The sequence below is a fragment of the Acidobacteriota bacterium genome (assembly GCA_009861545.1).
GTDB lineage: Bacteria > Acidobacteriota > Vicinamibacteria > Vicinamibacterales > UBA8438 > WTFV01.
Genome location: VXME01000040.1, coordinates 817 through 16,714, shown reverse-complemented (window position 1 = coordinate 16,714; position 15,898 = coordinate 817). Strand labels below are relative to the sequence as shown.

The following is a 15,898-nucleotide window of genomic DNA, read 5'->3' as shown; positions in this document are numbered from 1 at the left end:
CGTCCTGTGGCAGACTCGTGAGGGAGTACCGACCATGGCCGACGTTAGATCCGTGCCCATCGCCTCGATTGCGTCGGCTGCCGCGTGCGGCGCGGTCCTCGCCGCGTGCGCAATCGGGCCCGGAAGCGGCGGCGCGCCTCCGCGCCGCGACCCGGGCGCCGGCGAGAGCGGCGTCGCCTACGTCGACGACGCGTCGTGCGCCGACTGCCACGCGCGGGAGCACGAGGCCTGGTCCGGCTCGCATCACGACCTCGCCATGCAGGAGGCCACGGCCGAGACCGTGCTCGGCGACTTCGACGGCGCGACGTTCACCCACTTCGGCCTGACCTCCCGCTTCTTCGTGCGGGACGGCCGGTTCTTCGTCAACACGGAGGGGCCCGACGGGCGGCTCGCCGACTTCGAGCTGGTCTATACCTTCGGCGTCGAGCCGCTCCAGCAGTACCTGGCGGCGTTTCCCGGCGGCCGCCTCCAGAGCCTGACGATCGCGTGGGATACGGAACGCGGCGAGTGGTTCCACCTGTACCCCGACCAGGAGATCCCGCCGGACGACCCGCTGCACTGGACCGGTCGCTACCAGCGCTGGAACCTCATGTGCGCGGAGTGCCACTCGACCCACCTGCGCCCCGACTACGACGTCGAGAGCGATACGTACCGCACCACCTGGGCGGCGATGGACGTCGGCTGCCAGGCGTGTCACGGTCCCGGCGCGGCGCACGTCGACCGGGCGCGCGCCGCGCCGCCGGATCGGGCGTCGGCGCCGGCCGGGCTGGTCGTCGACTTTCCGGCCGGTGCCGCCGATACCGAGATCCGGGCCTGCGCCGGCTGCCATTCGCGGCGCCAGCGCCTCGCCGCGGTCGATCGTCACGCGCGCCCGTTCCTCGACGACTTCCTGCCGGCGAAGCTGGACGAGGGGCTGTACTACCCCGACGGGCAGATTCAGGACGAGGTGTACGTCTGGGGATCGTTCGTCCAGAGCCGAATGCACGCCGCGGGGGTCCGCTGCTCGGACTGCCACGACCCGCACCGGCTCGGGTTGCGCGCCGACGGCGACGCGGTCTGTCTCCAGTGCCACCGGGAGGCGCCGGTAGAGCGGTTTCCGATGCTCTCGCCCGGTCGCTACGATACGCCCGACCACCACTTCCACCCGCCGGACTCGGCCGCGGCGCGCTGCGCGAGCTGCCACATGCCGGCGCAGACCTACATGCAGGTCGACCCCCGCCGCGATCACGGCTTTCGCATCCCGCGCCCGGACCTGTCGGCCACCCTGGGTACGCCGAACGCCTGCACGCGGTGCCACGACGATCGGCCGGCCGCGTGGGCGGCTGACCGGGCCGCCGAGTGGTGGGGGGCGCCGGCCGAGCCGCACTTCGCCGCGGCGCTCGCGGCGGCCCGCGCCGGCGATCGGGACGCGGAGGCGCCGCTGCTGGCGGTCGCCGGCGACGGCGCCCTCCCGGCCATCGTGCGGGCGACGGCGATCGAGGCGCTGCGCGGCTACGGGCCGGCGGCGCTGCGGGCCATCGCGGCCGCCGCCGCCGATCCCGATCCGCTGGTGCGCGCTTCCGCGGCGGGCGGGCTCGACCGGTTGCCGCCGCCGCGGCGGGCGGCCGTGCTCGCGCCGCTGCTCGCGGACCCGATCCGGGCGGTCCGCGTAGCGGCGGCCCGCGGGCTTGCCGCGGTGCCCCGTTCGGTCCTCACGCAGGCGCAACGGTCGGCATTCGACGCCGCGCGGGCCGAGCTCGTCGACGTGCAGATGGCGGCGGCCGATCGGCCCGCCTCGCACCTCAACCTCGGCGTCCTGGCCGCCGGCGCGGGCCGCCGGGAGGAGGCCGAGGCCGCCTACCGCACGGCGCTGCGGCTCGACCCGTTCTTCGTGCCGGCCCGCTTCAACCTCGCCACGCTGCTCAACCGGCAGGGACGGAACGCCGAGGCCGAGACGGTCCTGCGCGACGGTATCGAACGGGCGCCCGGCGACGGGGAGCTGCACTACTCGCTGGGCCTGCTGCTGGCCGAGGAGGGGCGTCTCGACGAGGCCGCGGACAGTCTCGGGCGCGCGGCCGCGCTGATCCCGGACCGGGTGCGCGTCGCCTACAACCACGGGCTGGCGCTCGAGACCCTCGGACGCCTCGCCGCGGCGGAAACGGCGTTTCTGGAGGCGAGCCGGCGCGACTCCCGGGATGCCGACGTGCTGCTCGCGCTGGCCCGGATCCTCCTGCGGCAGGGGGAGCTGGAGCGGGCGCAGGACTACGCCCGGCAACTGATCGCGGTGGACCCGGGTTCGCCTGCCGCGCAGCGGATGGCCAACGAGATCCAGCTCCGCCGGCTGCGCGAAGGGCCATAGTGTCGCCGCCGCCTGCGCGGAGGTCGCCAGCTTCGACTTCGCCTGACCCGGTGTACGGGGCGCGGCAGCGTCAGCCCCGCTGCTCCTTCAGCAGCGCCCTGGCCGCGTCGGTCGCTTCCTCCAGCGTCGTGACCCCGCCGTCGAGCTGGCGCTCGTAGACCCGCTTCAGGATGGACCCGACCGCGGGCCCGGGCGGAACCCCGAGAGCCAACAGGTGGCGGCCCATCAGGATCGGCGCCGGCGGGGCATGTTCGACCCCGAGCGACTGCGCACGCTGCAGGAACCAATCCATCGCCGAGCAGTCGAAGCGGCCGGTGCGACCCTCGCAGTCGGCCTTCGCGAGGCGGGCCAGCAATTCCAGGTCCACCTTGCGCGCCAGCCGCCGGAACGCACCGTCGCCCACCTTGGGGGCGGCCCGCCACATCCCCGGCTTCAGGTGGTGCGCCACCAGGCCGAGCACCTGGCCCCGGACGTCGTAGCCGTCGAGCGTGTGGATGTTGAGCCGGTCCAGGAATGCCGTGGCCGGCGGGACCCCCATCTCCTCGTGGTTCAGCGACCGGATGCGGCCGTCGAGGTACGCCGTGGTCGCCGGCTTGCCGAAGTCGTGGCAGACGGCGCCGAGCATCACCGCGAGCTGCCGCGGGCGCGCGAGACCGTCGAGCCGGCCGCGGGCCTTGTCGATCACCATCAGGGTGTGGATCCAGACATCGCCCTCCGGGTGCCACTCCGGCTCCTGCGGGCAGTCGACGAGCGCCGCGAGCTCCGGGAAGAGCCGATCGACGACGCCCAGCTCACGCGCCAGGGTGAAGCCGAGCGACGGCCGTTCGGCCTGGAGCAGCAGCTTCTCCATCTCGCCCCACACGCGTTCTGCCGGCAGATCGTCGAGGGCGATGGTGCGGCAGACGGCCCGGGTCGGCTCGTCGACCTCGAATTCGAGGCGCGCCGCGAGCTGTATCGCGCGCAACACCCGCAGGCTGTCGTCGCCGAAGGTTGCCGGGTCGACCATGCGCAGGCGTTTGCGGCGCAGATCGTCGCGGCCCCCGTGCGGGTCGACGTGCTGCCGGGTCAAGGGGTCCCAGGCGATGGCGTTGACGGTGAAGTCGCGGCGGCGCGCCGCCTCCGCCAGCGGCAGCTCCGGAGCGCCGGTGACGACGAAGCCGCGGTGGCCGCGGCCCGCCTTCGATTCGGTGCGGGGGAGCGAGACGTCGAGCGGACCGAGCTTGAAGACCGCGAAGCTGGCCCCGACGGCGTTGACCCGACCGAGTGCCGCCAGCACCGCCCGCAGCCGGTCCGCGGGGAGTCCGAAGACCTCGATATCGATGTCCTGGGGAGAGCCGTCCCGCGCTGCGCCGTCCCCCGCTGAACCGGCCTTCGACGCGCCGCCCAGCAGATCGTCGCGCACCCAGCCGCCGACGATGAACGCGCGTCCCCCTGCGTCGTGCACCGCGCGGGCGACGCGGTGCGCGAGATCCAGCTCCTCAGACATCGCGGGCGATCCGGAAGCCGTAGTCGGTGTAGCGGAACGACGGGTCGAGCTTGCTGCGCGCGGCGACCCGGCTGATGGTCACCGCGTGACGCCAGGATCCGCCGCGCGAGGCACGCCGCCGCCCGCTCGCGGGTCCGGCGGGATTGCGCGACGGCGAGTCTGCGTAGTAGTCCCTCGCGTGCCAGTCGGCGCACCATTCGTGGATGTTGGCGGCGATGCCGCGGATGCCGAAGGCGTTGGGCGGACCGAGGCCGACCGGCCAAGGCCCGTCGAGCGGCCCCCGGCCGCCGTTCGGAATCCAGGCGGGGATAGCGTCGCCCCAGGGATAGTCTCCATCCTGGCGTCCGCCCCGCGCCGCCCGCTCCCACTCCGCCTCGGTCGGGAGGCGCACCGGAGTCGCCCCCAGGGACGACCGCCAGATACAGTAGACGACGGCGTCGTTCCAGCTCACGCCCACCACCGGCAGCTCGGGGTCGGCGAACCGCGGGTTGTCCCACTCGCGAGGCGCCGCCCGCCCGGTCGTCTCCCGGAAGCGGGCATACTCGGCGCGGGTCACCGGATCGACGGCCAGCTCGAAAGCATCGACCCAGACCCGGTGCACCGGCGCCTCGTCGCGCTGACCATCGGGGCTGCCCATGACGAACCAGCCGGCGGGAATGCACTCGAAGGCGCCCACCCGGAAATGATGACACGGGATTGGCGACGCGATCGGGCACCCGTTCCCTGCGGACGCCGGCTGCGGCGCATGCTGCCGGGCGAGCCCGAAACAAACCGGCCTGATATGATCGGCGGTTGAACAGGTGTCGAGACAAGCACTCGGATCGGGCGCCCGCATCGTCTTCGCCGCCGTGGCGGCGCTGGTCTTCGCCGGTTGCTCGCTCCGCACCATGGCGGTCAACGCGGTGCTGCCGACGCTGGTCAATCCCGCCGTCTACCTCTCGGAGGAAGACCCGGAGCTGGTCCGCGACTCGCTCCCGTTCCTGCTCAAGACGATCGAATCGATCATCGACGCCGATCCCGCGCGGCAGGACGTGCTGCTGTTCGCGAACACCGGGTTCGTGCTCTACGCCAACGCCTTTCTCCAGGCGGACGCGGCCATTGCGGAGTGGGACGACTACGACCTGGCGCTGGAGCTCAACGACCGGGCGCGCCGGATGTACCTGCGGGCGCGGGACTACGGGCTGCGCAACGTCGAGGTCGATCATCCCGGCATCACCGCGCGGCTCCGAACCGATCCCGAAGCGGCGGTAGAGGTTTTCGGACGCGAGGAAGTCGAGAGTCTGTACTACCTCGGCGGCGCCTGGATGCTGGCCATCTCGGTCGGACTGGATCGGCCCGCCCTCGTTGCCGACCTGCCGGCGGCCCGCGCCCTGCTCGATCGGGCGATCGAACTCGATGAAGGCTTCGAGCGCGGCGCGCTGCACTCCGCGTTCATCACGCTCGAGTCGGTGGGCGAGGCGATGGGCGGATCGTACGCGCGGGCGCGCGAGCACTTCGCCCGGGCCGTCGAGCTGTCCGACGGACAGGATGCCGGCCCCTACGTCGCGCTCGCTACCGGCGTCTCGGTGGCCGAGGAGGACCGGGAGGAGTTTCACGAGCTGCTGGAGACCGCGATTGCAATCGATCCGGACGAGGCGCCGGCGAACCGGCTGCTGAACCTGATCGCGCAGAAGCGGGCCCGGGTGCTGCTGGATCATATCGACGATCTGTTCTTCGAGCCGTTCGACGAGCTCGACGAGGAGTTGGAGAACCGACCATGAGAGCGTTCCGTCTTGCCGTCGCGGTCGTGCTGCTGCTGAGCCCCGTCCTGCTCGAGGCGCAGCGCACCAACCTCCGGCTCGGCACGATCCTGCCCGCCAACTCGGTCTGGGACCGGTCGCTGCGGCAGATGGCGTCGGCGTGGCAGCGGTCCACCGACGGCCGCGTGCGGCTGCAGGTGCGGGGGACCACCGGCGACGAATCGACCATCATCCGGCGGATGCGGCTGAACAACCCGCAGGTCGCGGCGCTGACGCTGCCCGGACTGACCGAGGTCGACGAGAACTTCAACGTGTTCGGCATTCCGTTCTTCTTCGAGTCCGACGAAGAGGCGCTGCACGTGCTCGAGGCGCTCACGCCGCGGCTGCGCGATTCGCTCGCGGACAGCGGACTCGTCCTGCTCAACTGGGGGCACGGCGGGTGGGCGCACATCTTCTCGGCGCAGCCGATACGCGACATGCGCGACCTGCAGAGGGCGAAGCTCTTTACGTCGGCCGGCGACGACGACATGGTGCGCTGGTATCGCGAGAACGGCTTCGAGCCGGTGCCGCTGGAGCTGACCGACGTCCTCATGGGGCTGAACACCGGGCTCATCGACGCCTACCCGAGCCCGCCGTACGGAGCGCTGGTGTTCCAGTGGTACCGGCAGACCTCCCACATGCTCGACATCCCCCTCAGCCCGGTCTTCGGCGCCACCGTGATGACCGAGCGGGCCTGGGCCCGAATCGGCGAGGCCGACCGCGAGGCGCTGCTCGACGGCGCGGCCGCGATGCAGGACTTCCTGTTCGACGAGGTGCCGCGGCAGGACCGGGACGCGGTGGCCGAGATGCAGAAGCGGGGCCTGACCGTGTCGGCGGTCAGCGAGGCCGAGGCGGCCGAGTTCCGCGTCGTGGCCGACCGGTTGACCGCGACCTGGCGGGGCAGCCGCGTGCCGGGGGACATCTACGACGCGGCCGTCGCCGCCCGCGCGGAGTTCCGGGCCAACTGAAAGATTCGATCGCGCCTCGTCGGGGATCGAAGATGAGCGGCGGGCACAAGTGGCATCCGATTCGCGACTACGAGGTCGAACCGACGTCGCCGGAACAGGGCGAGCTGGCGGCGTTGGCCAAGGTCTGGCAGGAAGAGCGTGAACGTCTTGCGGACTCCGAGGCACTGCCGAAGTTCAACGAGAAACTGCGCAGAGAGTGGGCGATCGAGACCGGCCTGATCGAGCGCGTGTACGAGTTCGACAGGGGCGTCACCGAAGTCCTCATCGAGCACGGCATCGACGCGGCGCTGATTCCCCACGGGGCGGGTGCGACGCCGGAGACGGTCGCATCCATGATCCGCGATCACGAGGCTGCGATAGATCATGTATTCGCCTTCGTCAAGGACGAGCGACAGTTGTCGACCAGCTATGTCAAGGAGCTGCACGCGCTGCTGACGCAGAATCAGGAAACGGCCGAAGGGAGAGACCAATTCGGTAACCGGGTGCAGATTCCGCTGCTGAGAGGCGCCTACAAGAAGAGGCCCAACAATCCGACCGGGCGGTCGGGCGAGGTCCACGAGTACTGTCCACCTGAGCAGGTTGCATCAGAAATGGATGCCCTGATCGAAATGCACCGGAAGCACGTCGGCGTTGCGCCGGAAGTCGAGGCGGCGTGGCTCCATCATCGCTTCACGCAGATCCATCCCTTTCAGGATGGCAATGGGCGGGTGGCTCGATCGCTGGCGACCATGGTGTTGGTGAGGGCGGTCCGTTTTCCGCTGGTGGTGCGAAGCGCCAGCAAGGGCACGTACCTCGACGCTCTGGAAGCGGCTGACCAAGGAGAGTTGAAGCCTCTGATCGTCTTTTTTTCGGAGATTCAGCGCCGGGAGTTCGTGCGCGCCCTGGGATTGTCTCGCGACGTTGGAAGGTTGGTCATTGCGGAGGACCTGATCCGTTCGACCCGGAGGGAACTGGAGCATCGACGCGACGCACTGCTCGCGGAGTGGAACACCGCGAAGGATCGGGCCGAAGAGCTCAGGCGAATCGCGGGGGAGCGGCTGAGACAGGTGACGGTGACTTTCGAGAGGGAGGTCAAACCCCTGCTCGATCACGTTACGGTGTTCGTCGACGGGACGAGCGATCACGACGCGCGCAGTCACTACTTCCGGCAGCAAGTCGTCGCCGGAGCGAAGGCCCTCGAATACTTCGCCAACATGGAAACGCATCGGGCGTGGGTCCGACTCGTGATTCAGAACGCGAATCAGAGCCAGTTGCTGATTGCGTTTCACGGCATCGGTCACGAGTTTCGGGGCGTGCTCGCCTGTTGCGCCGTCTTCTTCCAGCGAGTGCAGACAGATGGAGACGACAGGGAGTCCAGTCCTGCCAAGGCACTGGCGCGGGCCGTGTTTCAGATCAACTACCGGGAAGATCCGCAGTCCATCGAGGATCGATTCCGCGCGTGGCTCGAGGAGTGCATCGTCGCCGGGCTGAGCGAGTGGCGAACCGCGGACCTATGATGCCGGGTGTGACCGTGAGGATGAGCGCGATCACTGCTTCCGTTGCGCGCCGTGCGGCGCCCGCGCTCGGGTTCCTCCACAGGTCGGAAGAGCTGCTCGCCGCCGGCGCGCTGGCCGCGATGGCGATCCTGCCGCTGGCCGAGATCGTCGTCCGACCCATTGTCACCGGAGGCATCCCCGGGTCGATTCCCTTCGTCCAACACCTCACGTTGTGGGTCGGCTTCCTGGGGGCCGGCCTCGCCGCGCGGCAGAACAAGCTGATCGCGCTGGCCACCGCCACGTTCATCCCGGAGGGGGCGGCGCGGCAGGTCGCGCAGGGATTCGCCGCGACGGTGGGCGCGGCGGTCTCGGCGCTGCTCGCCTGGTCCGCGATCGACATCGTCGTCATCGAGATGGAGATAGGTGGCGAGATAGCGCTCGGGATTCCGTCGTGGGTCTTCCAGTTGGTGCTGCCGTTCGCCTTCGGCGTCATCGCTGTGCGGTTGGGATGGCGGGCCGGAGGCTGGGGCGCCCGCGCCGTCGCGGCGGCCGGCATGCTGATCGGCATCTGGCTGAGCGGGACCGGGGCGGCCTGTGCGAATGTGGACGAGGCGTCGTGCGTGCTCGCCGGAGGCGCCGGTTGGCCCTGGGTGCTCCTCGTAGTGCTCGCGGCGCTGGCCGGGGCGCCGATCTTCACGGTGCTGGCCGGGGCGGCGGTGTTCCTCTACATGGTCGACGCGTTCGACCCGGCGGCGGTGCCGCTGTACGCCTACGACCTGGCGACCGAGCCGCACCTGCCGGCCATTCCGCTCTTCACCCTGGCCGGTTTCATCCTGGCCCAGGGGCAGTCGTCCGGGCGGCTGCTGCAGGTGTTCCGGGCGCTGGTCGGCTGGATGCCGGGCGGTACCGCTGTGGTCTGCGCTGTGGTCTGCGCGTTCTTCACTATCTTCACCGGCGGCTCCGGGGTGACGATCCTGGCGCTGGGCGGACTGCTGCTGCCGGCGCTGCTGGCCGACGGCTACCGCGACCGCTTCTCGGTCGGCCTGCTCACCGCCTCCGGCTCGCTCGGGCTGTTGCTGCCGCCGGCGATGCCGCTCATCCTCTACGCCATCGTCGCGCAGACCGCGCCGGAGAACCTGTTCATCGGGGGCATCCTCCCCGGCGTGCTGCTCATCGCGCTGGTGGCCGCCTGGGGCATGCGCGAGGGGATCGTCACCGGCGCCGGCCGCCACGACTTCGCCTGGAGAGAGGCGCGCGAGGCGCTGTGGACGGCGAAGTGGGAGCTGGCTCTGCCGCTGGTCGTGCTGGGCGCGCTCTTCAGCGGGCGCGCGACCCTGGTCGAGACCTCCGCCCTGACTGCCCTGTACGCCGCGATCGTCACCGGCCTGGTCCACCGCGACTTCCGGCTCGGGCCGGGCCTGCGGCAGGCCTTCCGCGAGTGCGTGGTGCTGATCGGCGGCGTGCTGATCATCCTCGGCGTGGCCAAGGGCTTCACCGCCTACATGGTCGATGTCGACATCCCGTTCCGGCTGCTGGAGTGGACGCAGGCGCGCATCGAGTCGCCGCTGCTGTTCCTGCTCGCGCTCAACGTGTTCCTGCTGATCGTCGGCTGCGTGATGGACATCTTCTCGGCCATCGTGGTCGTGGTGCCGCTCATCAGCACGATCGGGGCCGCGTACGGCATCGATCCGGTGCACCTCGGCATCATCTTCATCGCGAACCTGGAGCTGGGCTACCTGACCCCGCCGGTCGGGCTGAACCTGTTCCTCGCCTCCTACCGCTTCGACCGCCCGCTGCTGGAGGTCTACCGCGCGTCGGTGCCGCTGCTCGTGATCCTCGGCATTGGCGTGCTCGTGATCACTTATGTACCATGGCTCACCCTCGGGCTGCTGGAGCTCGTGGGCCGGCAATAGCGCGCATCCGGATTGTTCCGGAGCGCGGTTGCTTCCTCCGGGAGAGTGCGTTGTGCAGAACCATCTCCACGTTCGTTCGCTGTTGATCGCCGTAGCGCTGGCCGCGGGCTTGGCGGTCCCGCTCGCGGGCGGCGCGCCCGCCGGGGAGTCGGTCGGGGAGAGCCGGCCAGCGGTCGAGAGTGCCGCGCAGGCGGCGGCAGGCTCCGGCGGCGAGGTCCACCTGGCCAACATCCGCCAGCTCACCTTCGGCGGCGAGAATGCCGAGGCCTACTTCTCGTTCGACGGGCAGAAGATCATCTTCCAGTCCACCCGCGAAGGGGTGCCGTGCGACCAGATCTTCACGATGAACCTGGACGGCTCGGACCAGCGGATGGTGAGCACCAGCAGCGGGCGCACCACCTGCGGCTACTTCTTTCCGGACGGCAAGTCGATCATCTACGCGTCGACGCACCTGGGCGGCGCCGAGTGCCCGCCGCCGCCGAGCTTCCGGATGGGCTACGTGTGGGCCATCTACGACAGCTACGACATCTTCCGTGCGAATCCGGACGGCACGGGGCTGACCAGGCTGACCGACGAGCCGGGCTACGACGCCGAGCCGACCGTCGGGCCGGACGGCCGCGTCGTGTTCACGAGCGTGCGCGACGGCGACATGGAGATCTACTCCATGAACGGCGACGGCTCGGACGTGCGCCGGCTGACCCACCGGCAGGGACCCGACGGCGGTGCGTTCTTCTCGCCCGACGGCTCGAAGATCATCTTCCGCGGACGCGAGATTCCCGACGGCCCGGAGTACGACGACTTCAAGCGGCTGCTCGACCAGGGCCTCTGGCGGCCCACCGCGGTCGAGGTCTTCGTGATGGACGCCGACGGGAGCAACGTGCGGCAGGTTACCGACTCCGGGGGGGCCAGCTTCGCCCCGTACTGGCACCCCGACGGCGAGCGCATCATCTTCTCGTCGAACATGCACAACCCGGACGGCCGCAACTTCGACCTCTTCATGATCAACCTCGACGGCACCGGGCTGGAGCAGATCACGTTCACCGACGTGTTCGACGGCTTCCCGATGTTCTCGCCCGACGGGACGAAGCTGATCTTCGCGTCCAACCGCAACGCCGCGGCCGAGGGGGACACGAACGTCTTCATCGCCGACTGGGTGGACTGACGGGCGGCTCGGGTCCACGCGGAGAGCCCGCGGCCAGCGGGCTCAGAAGCGGAACAGCCGGTTGATCTTGACGATGAAGGCGCGGTTCTCGAGTTGTGGGAACCGGTTCGGGCGCAGGGCGTCGTCGCGATTCTCGTTGTAGACGATGAACAGCTCGCTGCCCGGGTGGTACTCCCAGCGCAGCCGAATGTTGGTGCCGACGCTGCCGGTGGCGGAGTTGTACTGCACCAGGGCGCTGACGAACATCAGCGGGTTCACGGCGTAGATCGTCCGCGTGCTCACGAGCGTCGTATCGAAGCGGCCCACGGGCAGATCGATCCGGTTGAACGACACGTTCGGCTCTATCGACAGTTGTGGCGTAATCTCCACGCGGGTCCCGGAGAACGCGCTGCCGAGCCCGAGGTTCAGGCTGGTCTTCGTGCCGCCGTAGAAGCCGCCGTGCTGGGCGGAGACGCGGCCGGAGACGCGGTGCTGCTGCCCCAGCCAGTACCCCACCTCGACGTCGTCGAAACGGTGGCCGCCCACCGGGATGGCGACGCCCGGGGCAATCTGAAACGGGTGTGCGAGGAACTCGTAGTTGCGGCTGTAGATGACGTCGAAAAGGTCGCCGCTCTCCAGCTCCGTTGCGAACCGGCCACGCGCCTGCCGTGTCTCGAGCACGCCCTGCCGGTCGGTGATGTAGTCGAGCTGTCCTTCCCAGAAGAACTGCCGGATCGACTCGATCGACCGCGGGCGCGGACTGAACCGGAACAGCCCGAAGCTCTGCTCGAAGTCGCGGCGCCGCAGGAAGCCGATCTCCGGGTTGAAGTCCTCGCCGACGGTGAGTCGCTCCAATTGCAGGCCGTAGCGGTCGCCGGTGTAGTCGAGCTGGGCACGGTGGCTCGTCTCGTCGTCGCCGAGACCCGCCCCCGGTGTGCGCGTCTCGGCCCAGTAGGTGCTGATGTTGAGGTTCTGATGGAAGGAGAAGAGGCCGTCGACGCCGTACGCCGCGTTGGATCCGGGGCCGACCCGCGACACCGAGCGGCCGGTGAACAGCGCCCCGATGTTGCTGCGCCGGAGGATGTCGCGCCTGACGCGGAGGACCGAGAAGTTGGTGGCGCGTGCACTCGCGGCCGGCGCGTCGGCGGTCTGGATGTTCAGCATCCCGAGGCTGTACCTGCCGATCCTGCCAGTGAGACGGCCGCCGGCGTCGATAGGCACCTCGCGTCCGCGGTTCAGTCCGATCTGCCGGCTGTAGAAGAGGATCGGCGTGTTGCTGATGCCGGCGAACTGGCCGGCGCCGGCCTCGCCGCCGAAGGAGAACACGCCCTGGTTCTCGAGGAAGAACTCGCGCTTCTCGGGGAAGAAGAGACTGAACCGGGTGAGGTTGATCTGCTGCTCGTCCGCCTCGACCTGGGCGAAGTCGGTATTGAGGGTCAGGTCGGCCACCAGGTTCTCGGTGACGCCGTACTTGACGTCGACGCCCATTTCCCCGGTCAGGTCGTTCGAAAGGCGCGGCCCCGCCGCGCGAACGCCGCTGGCCTCGCCGATGGCGTAGGGCTTGAGCTCCAGGTCGAGGCCCGCGTCGGGCGCCTCGAGGCCGACCAGCGTCGCGGCCTGCGACACCTGCATGATGGCGCCGTAGCCCCACGAGGCGGGCAGCGGCACCAGCGCCGAGAGCTCGTTCTTCCAGACGACGCGCCGCTCGACGTTGAAGCCCCAGGTCTGGGCGCGGCCCGGCCGATAGCGCAGCGACCTGAACGGGATGGCCGCCTCGAACGACCAGCCGCCGTCGAAACGGCCGACCCGCACGCTCCAGACGGGATTCCAGTCGCCGTTCCAGGCGCGCTCGTTGGTGATCTGTCCGTCCAGCCGTCCGCCGAGCGGGTTGATGACCAGCTCGACGGCGTTGCGGCGGTCGTGGAACGTGTCGAGCAGGATTCCGACGTACTGTCCCAGCCCCATGCCGTCGCGGCGCATGTCGTTGGCCACCCACTCGGATTCCGGCGCCGCGTTGAGACAGCGGCCCGACACGTACAGGTTCTCGTCGTCGAACGCCACCCAGATCTCGGTCTGCTCCGTAGCGAGATCGCCCTCGTTCGGCAACACCTGGATGAAGTCGGAGGCCGGTGGAGTGTCGCGGTAGATGCGCTCGTCGAGCTCGCCGTCGATGGCCAGCGACTCTTCCAGGCGCACCGCCCGGAGCGTGGCGCGGCCGGCCGCGTCGCGGGCGATGATCGCCGGGGGGCTCGGCGGCGGCGGTCCATCGAGTGCGCGGACGTCGAGTGCGCCGGCAGTTGTCTGTCCGGCCTGGGAGGGGATGGCCCCCGCGAGGGCGGCGGCGAGACCGAAACAGACGCCGGCCGAACGAGCACGGCGCCTCTCCCGCCACGATGCTTCGCCGAGTCGCATCACGCGTCCTGGGCCGCGGCGCCGCTACGCACCGTACCCGCGCTGATCGCCGAGCTGCTCGTGCAGGAGGCTGCGCACGACGAACAGCACGTTCGCCGGACGCTCCGCGAGCCGGCGCATGAAGTAAGGGAACCAGTCGCCGCCGAACGGCAGGTAGATCCGCACGGCGTAGCCCTGCGCCTCGAGCGCCGCCTGCAGGTCGCGCCGCACCCCGTACAGCATCTGGAACTCGAACCGGTCGCGCCCGATGTCACGCGCGCCGGCGGCCGCGCGGACGGCGCGGATCATGCGGGGATCGTGGGTGGCGAACGCAGGATGGACGCCGGTGTCGAGCAGCGTCTCCGTCAACTGCACGAAGGCGCTGTCGACCTCCCGCTTGTCCTGGAAGGCCACGTCCGCCGGCTCTTTGTACGCACCCTTCACGAGCCGGACCGGGAGGCCGAGCTCGGTGACGCGGGCCAGATCGTCCGGCGTACGGCGGAGAGCCGACTGCAGGACGACGCCGAGATGCCCGTAGCCGCTAGTGCGCATCGCCGCCACGACGTCCAGCGTGCGGTCGATCAGCGGCGAGCCCTCCATGTCGACCCGTACGAAGCAGCGGCGGGCGTCGGTGTGGGTCAGGATGCGCTTCAGATTGTCGCGGCACAGTCCGGCGTCCAGCTCGAGCCCGAGTTGCGTCAGCTTCACGGACAGGTTGCAGGTCATGCCGGCCAGGCTGACCGACTCGATCACCCAGAGGTAGGCGATGGTGGCCGCTTCGGCCGCTTCCGGGCTGCGCACGTGCTCGCCCAGGTAGTTGAACGTGTGGAGCAGGCCGTGTCGCTCCAGCCGGCGGGCTGCTTCGATGGCCTCGGTGACGTTGCGGCCGCCGATGAAGCGCCGGGCGACGCCGTGCGGACCGCGCATGCCGTACCGGGAGGCAGCGTCCTTGAGCGTACGACTTCCCGCCAGCGCGAGAAACAGCCGGCGCGAGACGGCATCCAGCACGGTCGAGGGGGTGAACTCCACTAGTGGGTCAGGGCCGATTCCCCACGATGGGCGAGCAGGTGATCGAGCGACCGCGCATAATAGCGCAGGACCACCCGTTCGCGGACCCGGAAACGCGCTCCTTCCACCACCAGGATGCCGCGGGCCGCCAGCGGATCCGTCGCCGATTCGACGGCGGCGCAGCCGGTCTCGACGTCCAGGTTCGCGCCCGCGGATCGCAGCACCTCGATGAGCCCGTCGATCCTGTCCTCGAGCTCCGCGCGTTCGATGGAGGGCCGAATCGCCGCCGCCAGCAGGGCCGTGGGAACCACCTTGTACAGGCGGCCGATCGCGTCGCGCACGCGGCGCTTGAGGCGCACCATGTCACGACGATTGTCGGGATCGTAGTCGTCGAAGCGAATCGGGGGTCCGAAGGTGACGATGCTCCGCGACTGGTAGCCGACGGTGTATCTCAGCATCTCCGCCAGCTCCTGGTGGAAGGGGCGCTGGACGCGCTTGACCCGCTGGCGGGACAGCACGAAGTCCTCGATGACCAGGTCGTAGGCGATGGCGGTCGGGACGATGACCAACTCCTTCTCTTTCCGGTCCGCCTGTGCCGCGGCATGCAGCAGCCCGGTCTTGAACGGCTTGATCTCGCCGCTGTAGCTGCGTCCGCCTTCCAGGTACAGGAGGAGATCGGTCCGGCGGAGCAACTCGGCCACGTACGCCTTGAGCGTGACGAGATAGGCCGGGTCCTTCGTCCCCCGGCGAATGGGGATGGCCCCGGTGACGTGCTTCTGGATGAGCCCTAGCGCACCGCCGTAGAGGTTGCTGCCGGCCGCAATGACTGGCGGGCGGATGCCGACATCGTCGATCACGAGCGGCTGCACCATCCAGTCGGTGTGGCTCTTGTGATTCGACGCGTAGACGACCCGCTTGGTCCGGGTCGCCGCGCGGACGATGTCGATTCCTTCGCTGATGCGATCGATCTTGCGGAGCAGGGGGTAGAGCGGATGCTGCAGCGCGCGGTATATGCGGTACCGCTGCGTGGTGCGAAGCTCTTCGAGGTAGCCGTGAATGGCGGCGCGCGCCTGATCCCGCGTCTGTCCGCCGCGACCTTCCAGATACCGGACCACTTCGTCGCGGGCGAGCACGGCTTGCGTGATCTCGTCCTGCGCCACGGCCAGCACTATAGCACGGAGATGAACGGCCTCCGGGCCCGCCGGCTATTGCTCCACGGTCACGCTGACCGGCCGCGAAAGGCGGACGGTCAACGTCGTACCCGCCGCCAGCGTCGCCGGCTCCGCGTCGCCCGCGGCGGCCGCCCCGGGGCCCCCCGGGGGGCCCCCCGCCGCCGCGGGCGCCCCGCCCCCGGCCCCCCCCCGCCACCCGCGCGCGGCGGGGCCCCGCACCCCCCCCGC

11 protein-coding genes are annotated in these 15,898 nt (G+C 70.0%); 6 read left to right on the top strand and 5 right to left on the bottom strand.

Annotated features, from left to right (window positions below; all coding sequences use genetic code 11):
- Positions 1–34 precede the first annotated feature (34 nt).
- Positions 35–2,338, top strand: coding sequence for a tetratricopeptide repeat protein (locus tag F4X11_05335; GenBank protein ID MYN64438.1), 2,304 nt, complete (start codon positions 35–37; stop codon positions 2,336–2,338).
- Between the two features lie 70 nt (positions 2,339–2,408).
- Here the strand turns inward: F4X11_05335 and F4X11_05330 are convergent, their stop codons facing one another.
- Together F4X11_05330 and F4X11_05325 are read right to left on the bottom strand one after the other, a co-directional pair.
- Positions 2,409–3,824 carry a CCA tRNA nucleotidyltransferase gene (locus F4X11_05330; protein MYN64437.1) on the bottom strand — a complete coding sequence of 472 codons (1,416 nt, stop codon included), beginning with the start codon at positions 3,822–3,824 and terminating at the stop codon, positions 2,409–2,411.
- Complete coding sequence (locus F4X11_05325) at positions 3,817–4,746, bottom strand: formylglycine-generating enzyme family protein (GenBank protein ID MYN64436.1); 930 nt, start codon at positions 4,744–4,746, stop codon at positions 3,817–3,819. Before F4X11_05325 ends, F4X11_05330 begins: the two co-directional genes overlap by 8 nt.
- Here F4X11_05325 and F4X11_05320 point away from each other — a divergent pair.
- Genes F4X11_05320 through F4X11_05300 form a run of 5 tightly spaced genes read left to right on the top strand, consistent with a single transcriptional unit; the run spans position 4,712 to position 11,120 of the window.
- On the top strand, positions 4,712–5,584 hold the full coding sequence (locus F4X11_05320; GenBank protein ID MYN64435.1) for a hypothetical protein: 873 nt from the start codon (positions 4,712–4,714) through the stop codon (positions 5,582–5,584). The two genes, F4X11_05325 and F4X11_05320, sit on opposite strands and share 35 nt — an antisense overlap.
- Complete coding sequence (locus F4X11_05315) at positions 5,581–6,570, top strand: hypothetical protein (GenBank protein MYN64434.1); 990 nt, start codon at positions 5,581–5,583, stop codon at positions 6,568–6,570. Before F4X11_05320 ends, F4X11_05315 begins: the two co-directional genes overlap by 4 nt.
- Before the next feature lie 32 nt (positions 6,571–6,602).
- Positions 6,603–8,066, top strand: coding sequence for a Fic family protein (locus tag F4X11_05310; protein ID MYN64433.1), 1,464 nt, complete (start codon positions 6,603–6,605; stop codon positions 8,064–8,066).
- On the top strand, positions 8,063–9,958 hold the full coding sequence (locus F4X11_05305; GenBank protein ID MYN64432.1) for a TRAP transporter large permease subunit: 1,896 nt from the start codon (positions 8,063–8,065) through the stop codon (positions 9,956–9,958). The genes F4X11_05310 and F4X11_05305 overlap by 4 nt, the downstream gene beginning before the upstream one ends.
- The gene (locus F4X11_05300) at positions 9,909–11,120 is read left to right on the top strand and encodes a hypothetical protein (protein ID MYN64431.1); all 1,212 of its coding nucleotides are present in this window, start codon (positions 9,909–9,911) and stop codon (positions 11,118–11,120) included. The genes F4X11_05305 and F4X11_05300 overlap by 50 nt, the downstream gene beginning before the upstream one ends.
- 42 nt (positions 11,121–11,162) lie before the next feature.
- On the opposite strand, the gene F4X11_05295 is transcribed toward F4X11_05300, so the two are convergent.
- Genes F4X11_05295 through F4X11_05285 form a run of 3 tightly spaced genes read right to left on the bottom strand, consistent with a single transcriptional unit; the run spans position 11,163 to position 15,670 of the window.
- Entirely contained in the window at positions 11,163–13,511 is a 2,349-nt protein-coding gene (locus F4X11_05295) for a carbohydrate binding family 9 domain-containing protein (protein MYN64430.1), read from the bottom strand.
- Between the two features lie 24 nt (positions 13,512–13,535).
- Complete coding sequence (locus F4X11_05290) at positions 13,536–14,519, bottom strand: proline dehydrogenase (protein ID MYN64429.1); 984 nt, start codon at positions 14,517–14,519, stop codon at positions 13,536–13,538.
- Complete coding sequence (locus tag F4X11_05285; protein ID MYN64428.1) at positions 14,519–15,670, bottom strand: hypothetical protein; 1,152 nt, start codon at positions 15,668–15,670, stop codon at positions 14,519–14,521. Before F4X11_05285 ends, F4X11_05290 begins: the two co-directional genes overlap by 1 nt.
- Positions 15,671–15,898: the final 228 nt, after the last annotated feature.

What these genes read in the sequence shown, in the direction of transcription:
- F4X11_05335 (MYN64438.1), top strand. Translation starts at nt 35, where the DNA reads ATGGCCGACGTTAGATCCGTGCCCATCGCCTCGATTGCGTCGGCTGCC.
- F4X11_05330 (MYN64437.1), bottom strand. Translation starts at nt 3,824, where the DNA reads ATGTCTGAGGAGCTGGATCTCGCGCACCGCGTCGCCCGCGCGGTGCAC.
- F4X11_05320 (MYN64435.1), top strand. Translation starts at nt 4,712, where the DNA reads ATGGCGGTCAACGCGGTGCTGCCGACGCTGGTCAATCCCGCCGTCTAC.
- F4X11_05315 (MYN64434.1), top strand. Translation starts at nt 5,581, where the DNA reads ATGAGAGCGTTCCGTCTTGCCGTCGCGGTCGTGCTGCTGCTGAGCCCC.
- F4X11_05310 (MYN64433.1), top strand. Translation starts at nt 6,603, where the DNA reads ATGAGCGGCGGGCACAAGTGGCATCCGATTCGCGACTACGAGGTCGAA.
- F4X11_05305 (MYN64432.1), top strand. Translation starts at nt 8,063, where the DNA reads ATGATGCCGGGTGTGACCGTGAGGATGAGCGCGATCACTGCTTCCGTT.
- F4X11_05300 (MYN64431.1), top strand. Translation starts at nt 9,909, where the DNA reads ATGTACCATGGCTCACCCTCGGGCTGCTGGAGCTCGTGGGCCGGCAAT.
- F4X11_05295 (MYN64430.1), bottom strand. Translation starts at nt 13,511, where the DNA reads ATGCGACTCGGCGAAGCATCGTGGCGGGAGAGGCGCCGTGCTCGTTCG.